Raw genomic sequence first — 13541 nt, forward strand, 5'->3', positions numbered from 1 at the left:
TTCGCTCCTTATTATTTTAGTATTTTTTATAAATCTTCCCTTAACAATGGCATGCTCATGCAACGTGGCCCACCTCGTCCGCGAGATAGTTCACTAGATGGAATTTCTAACACCTTAATGCCTGCATCTCTTAACGCTTGATTAGTAACATTATTTCTCTCATAAACGACAACAACACCAGGTGCAATAGCAAGGGTATTTGCACCATCATTCCATTGTTCACGTCCGCTGGTGATAAGATCTTTTCCACCGCAATGAATTAAGGTGATTTCTCTTTGTAAATGTTTCTTTAAAATAGCTTCTAAAGAGGTTACAACTTTCGTTGTTTGGATACCGTTATCAGTACGTTCAATTTCGAAAATAGTTAATCTTTCCTGAATACCAGGATGTATTGTAAAAACACCATAATCTACTTGTGTAAAGACAGTATCTAAGTGCATAAACGCGCGCGACTTTGGAATATTAAATGCTAACACCGTCTTAAATGAGGTGTTTTCTCGGAATAATCGTTTACTAATTCGTTCAATTGCTCGAGGATCTGTTCTTTGTGAAATACCTATGGCTAAAACATCCTTACTTAGTACTAAGAAATCTCCACCCTCAGATTTATATCGATCAAACCTGTCATTATAAAATGGAATATCCTCATTTTCAAATCGAGGATGATATTTAAACATATATTCACTCAATAAAGTTTCTCTTGTTCTAGCTTGAGTCATCATGTTATTCATGACAACGCCATTTCCTAAAGTTGCAAATGGGTCTCGTTGAAATAAAAGATTCGGCATTGGATCAGTAAAGAATGGATATTCATTTTCTAACATGTCCATAATTGAAGTTTTTTCAACAATGTGAATATCAGTTGTTCGGATTCCTTCAATCATTTTGGAAACCATAGTTTTACAATCAAGTTTCTCTAGATACTCATACAATGCATCTTTTACAGAATATGATTGAACATGTGACTCCTCAATAAACTGGTTAATAAAATTGCTCTTTACTTCTGGATGATTTTCAAGTGCTTCTACCACCATATCTTGAATATAGAGCACTTCAATATTGTGATTTCTTAACACATCTGCAAAAGCATCATGTTCTTTTTGCGCTTGTTTTAAATAGGGGATATCGTCGAATAATAGCCGTTCTAAGATATCAGGTGTTAGATTTTCTAGCTCTAAACTCGGCCTGTGTAGTAAGACAGTTTTTAAAGTGCCAATTTCAGATGTAACATTTATTTTCATAGAATCATTCCTCTCATTCTTTAATATATACACGTGGAACACGATCACTAATGCTACAAAGCACCTCATAATTGATTGTATCTAAGCGATCGGCTACTTCGTTAATATCAATACCTTTACCAAATAAGTATACCGTATCCTTCTTAGTAACGCTATCATCAATTTGTATAAAGCACTGATCCATACAAATTCGCCCAACAAGGGGGTATCTTTTATTATTGATCATCACATTTCCGTTTTGATTTTTTCGAATGAATCCATCTGCATATCCAATCGGTAATATACCAATCATTTCATCTTCTCTTGCAGTATATGTAATGCCATAACCGAGTTTATCACCTTTACTGAGCGATCTAACCTGGCTAATTCTTGTTTTCAAAATCATCGTTGGTTTTAGAAAATCCATATTATCATCTAATGAACACCCATAAAGACTTATACCCAGTCGAACATGTGTAGTAAAATCAAATTGGTTTTCATATTTAATACTAGCGCTTGAATTTGAAACATGTACTTTCTTGAAATCATAATTTAAATCATTGAGTATTCTTTTAAATTTTTTTAATTGCATCAAATAGTACGCTTCATCACAATCAGCTGTAGCAAAGTGAGTATAAATACCCTCTAATGAAATAAATTGATGATCTTCACAAAATTGAATAACTTCTTTAATGTCATCTAAATCATTAAACCCTAAACGGTGCATCCCTGTATCTACCTTAATATGTACTTTCAAATGAGCATCTAATTGCATTAAATCTTCAATTTGATCAAAATTAGTTAAGGTAACAGTAATATTATTTTTGGCTGCAGTACATAAACTTTTTCCTTCAACGACTCCCATACATAGAAGCGAAATATTTTGGAATTTTTGACGTAGTTTCAACCCTTCTTCAAGCAAACTTACTGCGAATTGGTCAACCCCTTTTTCATGTAAGTATTGTGTCACCTCAATATCGCCGTGACCATATGCATTTGCCTTAACAACAGGTATAATTGTCTTATCTCCAACACGTTTTTGAACCTCTAAAAAATTCGAATATATATTCTTTAACACAATGTCGGCTTGTGTCTTACGGTGATATTTAAACATAGTGTTTCACCACATAAACAGATGTCATAAGGGTCAGAATTGCAGGATAGGTCAATTTAAATTTCAAAACATCTCCCACTTGATACGTTTTACCACTTTGACTAGCATTAACGATAAGGTGATCGCTACTTGATCCTAGGACTTCTACCCTATCAAACGGAATCAGCTCATTGTGATTCACATCTTGTTTTCCGACAGCAAGAATCACTCGTTCAAGCTTACCCTTATCTTCGAATGAGGGGGTGTTTCCAAATGCATCCATACCAATTTGACCTATCGGAACACTAGGTTTGACTTTATTCTCGATTACCTCTGCCTCGAGAACAAATACATCATTAAATAAGTTATCATACATCTTTCCATATGCAGTTTCTCTTCCAATGACGGTGCTTTCTCCTAATCTGATATTGTTAACCCCTGATGGAATTTGATTTGATTTTAATAGTTCTAAGTTAGATGAATTACCTCCACTAATAATGTTAAGAGGTTTCCCGGTTAAATGTTCAATTTTAACCTTAAAGGCAACTAACTTTTCTAGTGTTTCAACGCTAGGTATAATACCTCCGTAGCAAGTCAGGTTTGTGCCAATACCTTCTAGTATAATATGGGGAAGCTTCATAACCTCATGTACAACATAATTTAACTCTTTTTCAGTATAAATACCCTCTCTTAAATCACCTAGGTCAATCATAAGAATAACCTTATGTTTTTTACCTTGTCGTTGAGCTGATTCGTTGATTTTTTGGATTGTTGTTAGTTCTGAATTTAGAGAAATATCAACTTGACTCACCAAGACATCTATTTCAGATAACATTGGTAGTCTCAGCAATACTTTAGGCTTATCAGTTTCCATTTTCAATAAGTTCTCTAACCTAGAATCTGCTAAGTAGTCAACATTAGATTCATTATATACATCAATCAACTTTTGGTCTGCGCAAAAAACCTTGGTTACTCCCATCATTGTATGGTTATGTTGATGAGCGAGTTTAACTAAGGTATTTACATTATGCTTGAACTTCTTTAAGTCAATCGTGATTCTTGGATACATAAAATCACTCCAATCTTAGTGATTGCTTTAAAAGAATTGTTGCTTCTTTTGGATACTTTAATGATAACACACCTAGCGATGCCATGATATAGTTATGGTCTTTATAAATTGTGACATGTCTAGGCAACAACTTATTAGGGTGCTTCAATATATACTCATTGATGATTCTTTCTGTGTCAGGAAGATGAATGAGTGCACCCCCTGTAAGGATAATATTAATTACCTGTGTAAGGTCTTTCCCTTCAGGAATTATTTTTTGTCCTGATGAGGTATAGACTTTTTTCATATCACCAACATGTCGATTTAGTGCTTGTATAACACAATGCTTTGTCAATTGATAGACTAATGCATATTCTTCTTCTGTGTGGGGGATATAACTATAGTTTTTAATCAACGTTTGATAGGTTTTTTCTGACATATTTAACGCTGATTTTAAGGCTTCTTGATCTAGTGTTTTTAATACATTCTTATGATTAATAAATACCCCAAGATCCCCCTCTACTGTGCGCTTAGATAAAGGTTCACCTTCCATATATAAAGCAAATTCATCACTGGCATTTGCGATTGAATGAATATCAGTGGTAGCGCCACCGACATCAATTGTAATAAGATTACCAATCTCTTCACGCAATAACATACTACTTTCCATAACACTACCTGGTGTAGGCATAATAGCCCCTGTAACGAGTTCTTTTATGTGCGACATACCTTTCGCATGAATAATGTGTTCTTCGAACGTCTTATAAATCACTTCACGTAAGGGTAATATATTAAGTTGGTCGACTCTTGGATAAACATTATCAACCACTTTTAATAAGTGTAGTTTATCTGCGTCTGTAAACAGTTGAAAAATTTGCTCTTGGTTTTCTATATTACCAGCATAAATCATTGGTACTTCTAAATCAAGTGTAAGTAATTTTTCGGTATTATATAGGGCAGTTTCTCTTTCACCATAATCAGTACCCCCAGCAATTATAATCATATTTGGAGATAATGAGATTATCTTCTTAAGATCACTTTCTCGCAATTTGCCTGCTGTAACGAAATGAATATTTGCCCCAGCATTAAGCGCAGCTTCTTTAGAAGCTCTAACTGTCATTTCATAAACTAATCCATGAACACTAACGCGTAAACCTCCTGCAGCACTACTAGAGGCAAACATTTCTTTATATGATAAATCATTCACCCCTAAACTTTGTTTAAGCTGAGCAATTGCTTCTTTTAGTCCGTGATTAACATCAGTTGACACACTAGTATTAGCTACTCCGCGTCCTACAAAAGCAATATCATCATGGATATTGAAGGCATTCACAATTGTTGTAGTTGATCCTATTTCTGCGATCAAGACATCAACGATCATCCGACATCATTTCTTTATGTTTATCTAGTATATAACTAGCGATATGGATACCTTTAGTTCCTCTTCCGAAACCTTGGTCCATTTTATTTTCACGGGCGATTTCAGGTGTAACTTGCGTCCCACCTGCAAGCAATATGAGTTGATCTCTTACACCCTTTTCAACCGCATAGTTATGTAATTTGCGCATATTTTTATAGTGAATGTCATCATGACTTATAATAGTAGACATCATGATTACACGTGAATCTGTTTCTATAGCCGCATCGACGAATTTCTCAATGGGAACACTGGTTCCGAGATACGTATAATTAATACCATATTTCTCTATTCCACCGTGTTTAATATCTAATACCTCACGGATTCCCACACTGTGTTCGTCATTTCCTGCCGTTCCTGCGACAACACTAATATTATGCTCTTTCATATATGCAAAGACCTCATCTTCAGAGTGAGTCTTCATTTCCTCTGGCAATACAAGGTCATCTATTTTTATATCTACATTAAATTTCCCTTTAATTTGAACACGTGTTCCTTCAGATGGATGTAACGCCTCTAAATGAATAACTTCGACATCGCTCAAATTCATTTCTTGACCTGTTTTAATAGCCGCAGCCTCAGCAATACGTTTTTCAATAGGGAAGAATAAATCAACTACTACTGTACCATCGCCAAGCCACTCTACTTCTGGCTTTACGATATCCCCTTTACGATATTTCTCAGTCTCATCTAGACGAAGATACACATTGTCTGTCTCATCTAGCTCATCAATATATTGAATTTTATCGCGTACTTCAAAGGTACAACCATTAATTAATTCGGACGGATTATCTTTGCACGCTACATCATATTGTTCAACATTATTGTATCCATAATGGGCAGTAACTGGGGCCATATAATCATTGTCACGTAAGACGACTGTGCCATTACCTACACCACCATTGATATCCCGCTTAATTCCATCATCATGGCGTTCTGGGTATTCACCACTATCGACAAACATCCCTGCTTCAACAGCTTTAAAATACCCACCTAATTCAAGAATTTCTTCCATCATTAAAATCGCACGTTCTTGGATCTCACGTTTTTTATCATGTAAGTATCCTGTATCCTTTATTGCGACCATACTCAATAAATCATCCATACCTATCATGGCTTGTTTAGCGGTATCTAAGGCTTCAATATTGTAAATATGCCAAGGTACATTACGTCCTTCATCAGGTGTAATTGTACTTTGTATGTCGGCACTTGTTAACCGTGATATAAGAAGATTTAAAACATGTGTTACTGTGGCTTCTCTTGTTGATGATTCCATATATTTTGTATTCATTTGGGCACGCATTTTATACTCACTAAAGAATTCTCGCAAGGCAACTGCATAAGGTAAATTTAGCTTCAGGTCAGGGGTTGGTGGCGCAGCTGGTGGTACGGTTGATAAACAAATATCCTCAGACTTGATACCACACTTTTCACTAAATACTGAGTTGATTCCATGCTGCACTAGTAACTCTGGCATCACTTTCCATGCATCTCTAGCTGTCGCATTAGCATTGTGTGCACCATCAATCTGGGCAATCTCACCATAGGCCATAACACGTTTACTCTCAGCCGCATCAACAAAACTTCTCATCATATTAATATTACGATAAAGAACGTTATATTGAGGGTCTTGATGAGCCCCATTAACGCCTTCTTCTGTGAATAAAACGGCTATTTCCGGACCAGCAACACCACTCACATAAGAATGATAGTTAATGGGTCTTCCCACTTCTTCTTCAATTAAATCTAAGGCTTTCCTTTGCGCACGCAATTGTTTACGTGTCACAGGAATTCCCCCGATTCCTTGAGGTGTCCCTTCTAACAACCCATCAAAATGTGACTGTCCGGCAGTACGTATTACCATAACATGATCAGCACCGTGATAAGCTGCCATTCTCATCCGACGAATGTCATCTTCAAATCGGCCACTAGCAATCTCTGTAGTGATGACACTATCAGGTTGTGGATCAATATTGCCAACACTATGCGCTCCCATTAATGGGACATAGTTTTTTAATGATGGTGATGCTTGTTTATATATAAATGGTCCAATTTGTTGAGGTCCAACATCACGCCAAACCCAACCTTTACGTTTCGGCTTATAGGTATCTAAATCATTTAAAATATGTCTAATATCGAGTTTTTCATTTGGTTTAAGCATGATTAAACACCTCTATCAAATAGTCTAGGTGTGTACCATCTTGGATTTTAATACCTGCCTCGCGTAAGGGTATATTAAATTCTTTATGTATTTTAAAAACACAGTGTCCAGCACCTTTTCTTAACAAATTATGTTCGTTTAAGACATCTACTATTGCTTTAGCTTCAGGTGATGAGAATCCCATTCTTAGAAGGATACTCCGTTCAATAGATTTAGATGTATTGTGATATGCTAAGTCAAGTAAAGGATCTGTAATTTTCTCAGCGAGTTCAAAGAAATAGGCTTTAAGTTTCTCATCACTCATATCTGTTAAGTGTTTTCTACGACGTTGAAAATCATCATTTCTTTCCTTCATCCTGCAACTCCTTTAGTAATGTATTTAATGTTGATCGATTGATATGTAACTCTGCTTCTAAAAAGGTTTTATCTTTATCAGTTAATGAGATATGTTTATATTTCTTTAAATAACTTAATCTTATATCATGAAATGGAATCTCTTCATAACCTAGATAGGAAGCATCTCTTGGAAAAATAATATTTTTACCTGGAATTTCGTCTAGTGGATTCCCAAATAGAAGCTCAATACCGTTCTTTTTAGCAAATGATAGCTGTGGCATTATGTGTTTTCCAGCACCAGTATACTCTGTTTCTTGAACAACTATAATCTCATCTTCTTTCATTTCTTGAGCCAATTTGAAAGCAGCAGCTAATGATGTATTTCCTGCAGGTCCACGCTCCATACCCTCTAATTGGGCTAGTACTTCAGTGATAAAGAAAACACTACCTTGGTTTACCATTACATATTGATCCATATATCGTAATGGACGTGCAGCACTTCTTGGAACATCACTTCTGTCTGGATTCATTGCAAATGGTATGCCAAATCCAGTATGACCTGTTGTAAAAGATTTTCGATTAAAATCTTGATCGCTCGCCATATGTAGTCCGTAAAGATTGACACTCGCACCTATAATCTTTGTTTGATTAGCCCCCTGTGCTTTTAATCCTCTAGCAGTCCCAGTTAGATTCCCTCCGCCAGCATTGGTAATAACAACCGCTTCAGGGTATTTCCCATAGGTAGTCATGCACTCTTCTGCAATTTCAACTCCTAAACTTTCTACACCTTTAATACCATAAGGAGAATATAAAGTGGCATTAAAATAGCCAGTCTCATCTAATAATTCTAAAAAGGTATAGAATAGCTCTGGACCGACAGATAGTTGAATAACTTCTGCGCCATATGCTTCACATTTCCGTGCCTTTTCTAAGATTTCAGGCTGACTCACATTCTTTGAATCAAAACACTCTTGTACAATGATACATTCTAAATTTTCTTTAGCAGCAAGGGCTGCAACCGCAGCACCGTAGTTACCACTAGTTGCCGCAATAACACCTTTATAACCAAGTTTTTTCGCTTGGTCAACTGCCATACTTGCTCTACGCGCTTTATATGATCCACTTAAATTCGCGGCTTCATCTTTTAACAAGATGCGTGCACCATATCCAGCTTTTGCAAATTTCCTCGCATACGCTGTGATATTTCTTAACTCAACGAGTGGTGTATTTCCGACCATGTTACGATGTTGGACAAGTTTGATGTCCTCAATAGAATAATCAAAATCATTCATCATGGTTTCATAATCAAATCCAATACCATCTTCTTCATATTTAGCATAATCAATACCAACACTTTTTTTCATAATTTCATTCTTACGGGCCATTAACTTCTCGTATTTTGTCATGCTTTCTTGCCCCCTAGATCTTGCTTAATAATATCTCTTATGGTTAATATTTCAGGTACAAAATCACCGTAACCATGTTTATATTTTGGATTTGCTTCTTTTAACTTCCCGTTAACTATGCGTCCTGTAATTGTCTGAATATCAACATAATCAAACATTTCAGCATCTTCTAGTAAAAATCCTTTCACCCACATTTTTAGTGGGACTTTTTTCGTATCATCTGGTAAATTATGACTTCTATCTTTTGGATCTAATAGTGTTTTTCTTATTCTAACGTAAGTTCCTTTTTCTATCATTTTTCATCCTTCTCTCTTATTACTGTGACACCTTCCATAGCAATGTTACTGACAAATCCAATTGACAATGCAAAGAATGTCAATCCATACATACTAAGAAATCCTCCCCAAATTTGGGCAATGTTATAATCATATGATGGTGAAATATCTCCATATCCTAATGTAGAGATTGTCACAATCGTGTAGTACAAAAAATCACCATAGGTATATTTAACATCTTGTATCGTGAACGCAGATAACCCGTTCCCATTATAAAAATAATTAAATAGCTGATTTCCTTCTTCATCATAAACTGTGTTTATATAATTACCGTTACTGTCATAAAAATGCATAATTTCAGTACCTGTTTGTGTATAAATGCGATCAACAACTTGATTTGTTTCTTCATCATAAACGGTATCTAACTCGTTCCCAAAGCTATCATACACAGTATCAATTGGGCTCCCAAGGCTATCATACACTTGTGTTATGGCAATCTCATTGTCATCATAAACGGTATCAACGATTACTTGCTCTTCAGCTTGATAACTGAAATTATAACTGTCGGGTTCCCATATATAAATACTATACGCAACAACACTTGCATATAATATGACATAGATATGAAAACTGAAAAAGACCAAAAATACTACTTTAGTAACTGTCTTATTATGTTTGTCCATAAGATTTTGAAAGATATTTATTTCGCCAATAATCATATTTAAATTAACACCGAGTAAAGCGATGAATCCGATAATTAAAATAAAAATCATGATTTCTGCTAGGTAAATAATGTCAAAAATTTGAAAGACAATAAACATCACCATAACAGCCGCAGATAAAGTTAATATAAATCCATTTTTCGCATCAATTGATTGGTCTAAGATATCTGGTATAATGTAAAACAAATATTGCCAACTACAGATTATAACTAAGAAGACTAGTTCTGTTAGTATCGCACTAGAAACAATATCAATTACACGTTCATTGGTTTGAACCCCATCAACTACCACAGAATATATTAACAATCCGCTAATCAACACATATAAAATAATTGCGAAAATACTACGATACCGTTTAAATGTGGTATTTTGTATCTTCTTTTTAGATGATTTCACTTCTTTTTTTGCCTCTTTAAATAATCTATTAAGTGGTAGATAAAAGAAATTAAATACTATTTTATGTACGTTAAACAGTAACAATACAAAGACAACAAACAGTGCTGCAAAAGCAAACAATCCAGTTTCAATGTAGTCTGTGCCGTGATAAACTGTTATATTTATGTAGTAAAAAGCACCGACATAAAATAATCCACTAAATAATAAATACCACTCTTTTTGACTTCGCTTACTATTATTTTTTTTCAAGCGAATCACTCCTTACTTATAGTTAGTCTTCAAGTAAGTCTCGCATGTCACCTAAAATAGCTCTTGGCACAGGTAAATCAATCATGGTTTTTAATCCTGGTCTAGCATTTAATACGTGAGGGATCATATTGACACACATTGCAATTGTTCCTATTCCCCCATCTATCTCTGGTGTGATGGCCATATTTATGTCTGGTACACCTTTGATTCGAATATAGTCACCTGTGTGTGTACCTTCCATTTCTGGTTCTATTTGTTGTGGGTGTTTCATATCAATAAATGTTTTGCCATCAACAAGTCCTTGTCCTGTCATGTTCACACCTGCTACATTGCCTTTTTTTGCTTCTCCGTATGGACTTTTACGATCGACATTAGTAACGATTGGTTTCATTTGTTGCTTGAATCCGTCTAACTTAACACCTAATGCATCAGCAATCATCCCAACGCTTTCTCTAAATCCAACATGTCCTGCAAGTGTCTTATTTTGGACACCTTTTTCAAAGGTATCTAATGTGATACCAACTCCTTGTTCTTCCATAACAGCTGGTCCAAATGGACTTAAACTATTAACACGCTCAGCTTCGATATGCTCTACACGTTTCATTGTACCACTTAATGCAACAACAAGTAAATCCATAATAAATCCGGGATTGATCCCTGTCCCTAGTACAGTGACACCGTTTTCCTTCGCGATAACATCAAGTTCTTTCGAAAGTTCAGGTTCTTGTGCTTGTGGATAAGCCATCTCTTCTGCTGTTGATATACAGTTTATACCAGCCTCCAAAACTTGCTTCATTTTTGGAAAGGCTTTTTTTGTAAACGAATCTGTTGCTAATAATACTAAATCACATCTATCTTTATTTAACAAAGATGCAATATCATCTGTTATGATTACTTCTGGATGCATTGAATTTGCTACATTTAAATGATCAATCATTGAGGTATTAACAAAATCTTTGTGTAAATCACAGACACCTGTGATTTCAACACCGTCTTTCTCAAGCAACATTTCTGCCATTCCTCTTCCCATAGCACCGAATCCCCATAAAACAATTTTAATCTTCTGCATGTAATATTCTCCTTTGTCATAGACTATAAATCTTCACAGTATAGTCTATCATAAAAACGCTTACAAAGAAACAGTTTTAGTATATATTTTTAATAAAGATTAATGCTTCATTTGGTCATTTAACCATCTAATTTTAACTAATTATAATTTTCCTTACGCTCTTCTAAACAAATAACTCTTTTCCTAACAATAACTGTCCTTGATAAATCTATGTTATACTAATATCAATAAGTATTACTTTTGGGTGATAAAAATGATTATAACCGCGTCTAGACGTACTGATATTCCAGCTTTTTATGCACAATGGTTTATAAACCGTATCCGTGAAGGATATGTTTTAACAGCTAACCCATACAACCCTAATCAAATTAAGCATATTAGTTTAACACCTAAGTCCATTGATGTAATTGTTTTTTGGACTAAGAATGCAGCTTCGATGTTACCTATGCTTAATAAACTTAATGGCTTTAATTATTACTTTCAATATACCGTGACACCATACCAAAAAGACATTGAAGAACAGTTACCTAAAATAGATATCCGTGTAAAAACATTCAAAGTTCTCGCTGATAAAATTGGATTAGAGAAAGTAATTTGGCGTTATGATCCAATCTTATTAACCGATAAGTATACTATTGATTTTCATATTAGAGCATTTACGTATTTATGTGAAAAATTAAAAGATAGCACACACAAGGTCATCATAAGTTTTTTAGATGAGTATGCTAAAATAAGAAAGACCTTAAAAACAGAAAAAATTTACCCTTTATCCAATAAAGAGATCGATATAATTGCTTATAAGTTCAGTGAGATAGCCAACAAACATGATTTATCAATTGAAACCTGTGGTGAAGCAATGGACTTATCTATGTATGGTATTAGTCATGCAAAATGTATAGATTCTGAATACATTAATCACGTATTTGATAAAAAATTAATTTATGAAAAAGATCCTTACCAAAGAGAAACATGCTTGTGTATGGACAGTATAGATATTGGTGCTTATAACTCATGCAAACATTTTTGTAAATATTGTTATGCCAATTATCACAACACATCGGTCATTAATAACACACAAAAGCACGATCCAAACTCACCCCTTCTAATTGGACACTTAACTGGGGAAGAGACAATTACTAAAGTCAAGAAGGTACCAAATTTGTTCTCACAATAATATTGACATTAGATAGTTAAAGTATAGGTGATTGTAATGAAAATTATATTTTTAGGTGATAGTCTTACAGAAGGTACTCCCGGCGTTTCATTTTTTGCGCCTTTAAAAGAGTCCTTTTCTAATCACAAACTAATCAATTATGGTAAGGGAGGAGATACCGTCTCAAGTTTGTTAGCACGCTTAAAAAGATTAGATCTAAAAGCAAATATTATTGTGCTCTTTGTTGGAGCAAATGATGTTTTTGTGAAGGTCTCCTGGACGTTTTCAGTCTATAAAACAATTACGAAGCAAAAGTGGGCCAAGGATAAAACAACCTTTAAAGATAAGTATGACGCATTACTTAGTAAGGTGACAGAAAAAGCGACACATGTAATTGTTATACCACCTTTATTAATTGGTGAACAATTAGATAACGAGTATAATCAACTATTAAAAGAGTATAGAGAGAGTATTGAACATTTAGTTAATACTTACCAGAATATAGATTATATTGATCTCCATCAGGAATTTAAAAACTATTTAGACGCCAAAGAAAGCAGTGACTATATTGCTAAAAGTCTAAAGAGTATTATGCAAGATGTGAGAAATTTAAAGACTAAAGAAGAGATTGATTGCGTTAGTCAAGATAGAGGGTTACACGTTACACTTGATGGTGTACATTTAAACTCAACAGGCGCGCTTATTATCACACGTAAACTTGAAGAAGTCTTAACATATTATATTAATAAAGAGACTTAGAAATTCTAAGTCTCTCAGACTGTTGACAAACACCACATTAATAAAAGAAAATCGATTATGATTATCAAATCATAGTCGATTTTTTGTATTTTTAGACTACATTGCGAAAACCAAAGCTTTTCTAGTCCATATTTGATAATCTTTCGAGATATCTTGCTGCTTTTTTAAGATTCATACATCCTAAAGTGAGTAAGATATGATTTCTTACTCTATTTCTACCCCTTAGATTGGTGTATC

General features: G+C 34.6%; 12 protein-coding genes. 2 read left to right on the plus strand and 10 right to left on the minus strand.

What is annotated here, in order from left to right:
* Positions 1–26 precede the first annotated feature (26 nt).
* From arcA to ord, 10 genes are read right to left on the minus strand one after another with little or no spacing between them, the layout of a single operon-like run.
* Positions 27–1241: an arginine deiminase gene (gene arcA / locus UMR38_05215; protein ID MEC9485255.1), complete on the minus strand. Its 1215-nt coding sequence runs from the start codon at positions 1239–1241 to the stop codon at positions 27–29.
* A 13-nt stretch (positions 1242–1254) separates the two neighbouring features.
* Positions 1255–2334, minus strand: a complete 1080-nt coding sequence (gene alr, locus UMR38_05220; GenBank protein ID MEC9485256.1) for an alanine racemase — start codon at positions 2332–2334, stop codon at positions 1255–1257.
* Entirely contained in the window at positions 2327–3382 is a 1056-nt protein-coding gene (locus UMR38_05225; protein MEC9485257.1) for an alanine/ornithine racemase family PLP-dependent enzyme, read from the minus strand. The genes alr and UMR38_05225 overlap by 8 nt, the downstream gene beginning before the upstream one ends.
* A gap of 4 nt (positions 3383–3386) precedes the next feature.
* On the minus strand, positions 3387–4742 hold the full coding sequence (locus tag UMR38_05230; GenBank protein ID MEC9485258.1) for a glutamate mutase L: 1356 nt from the start codon (positions 4740–4742) through the stop codon (positions 3387–3389).
* Positions 4732–6939, minus strand: coding sequence for a D-ornithine 4,5-aminomutase subunit OraE (gene oraE, locus UMR38_05235; GenBank protein ID MEC9485259.1), 2208 nt, complete (start codon positions 6937–6939; stop codon positions 4732–4734). Before oraE ends, UMR38_05230 begins: the two co-directional genes overlap by 11 nt.
* Positions 6932–7294: an ornithine aminomutase subunit alpha gene (locus tag UMR38_05240; protein ID MEC9485260.1), complete on the minus strand. Its 363-nt coding sequence runs from the start codon at positions 7292–7294 to the stop codon at positions 6932–6934. Before UMR38_05240 ends, oraE begins: the two co-directional genes overlap by 8 nt.
* Positions 7278–8681: a 2-amino-4-oxopentanoate thiolase subunit OrtB gene (gene ortB, locus UMR38_05245; protein MEC9485261.1), complete on the minus strand. Its 1404-nt coding sequence runs from the start codon at positions 8679–8681 to the stop codon at positions 7278–7280. The genes UMR38_05240 and ortB overlap by 17 nt, the downstream gene beginning before the upstream one ends.
* Complete coding sequence (gene ortA, locus UMR38_05250; GenBank protein ID MEC9485262.1) at positions 8678–8977, minus strand: 2-amino-4-oxopentanoate thiolase subunit OrtA; 300 nt, start codon at positions 8975–8977, stop codon at positions 8678–8680. The genes ortB and ortA overlap by 4 nt, the downstream gene beginning before the upstream one ends.
* Positions 8974–10323, minus strand: coding sequence for a potassium channel family protein (locus UMR38_05255; protein MEC9485263.1), 1350 nt, complete (start codon positions 10321–10323; stop codon positions 8974–8976). Before UMR38_05255 ends, ortA begins: the two co-directional genes overlap by 4 nt.
* A 22-nt stretch (positions 10324–10345) precedes the next feature.
* Positions 10346–11392 carry a 2,4-diaminopentanoate dehydrogenase gene (gene ord / locus UMR38_05260; protein ID MEC9485264.1) on the minus strand — a complete coding sequence of 349 codons (1047 nt, stop codon included), beginning with the start codon at positions 11390–11392 and terminating at the stop codon, positions 10346–10348.
* A 253-nt stretch (positions 11393–11645) separates the two neighbouring features.
* Between ord and UMR38_05265 the strand changes: the two genes are divergently transcribed.
* Together UMR38_05265 and UMR38_05270 are read left to right on the plus strand one after the other, a co-directional pair.
* Entirely contained in the window at positions 11646–12566 is a 921-nt protein-coding gene (locus UMR38_05265) for a DUF1848 domain-containing protein (protein ID MEC9485265.1), read from the plus strand.
* A 36-nt stretch (positions 12567–12602) separates the two neighbouring features.
* On the plus strand, positions 12603–13304 hold the full coding sequence (locus tag UMR38_05270; GenBank protein MEC9485266.1) for a GDSL-type esterase/lipase family protein: 702 nt from the start codon (positions 12603–12605) through the stop codon (positions 13302–13304).
* The last annotated feature ends 237 nt before the right edge of the window (positions 13305–13541 follow it).

Origin of the sequence: Candidatus Izemoplasma sp. (assembly GCA_036172455.1) — a bacterium.
Taxonomy (GTDB): Bacteria; Bacillota_I; Bacilli_A; order Izemoplasmatales; family Izemoplasmataceae; genus JAIPGF01.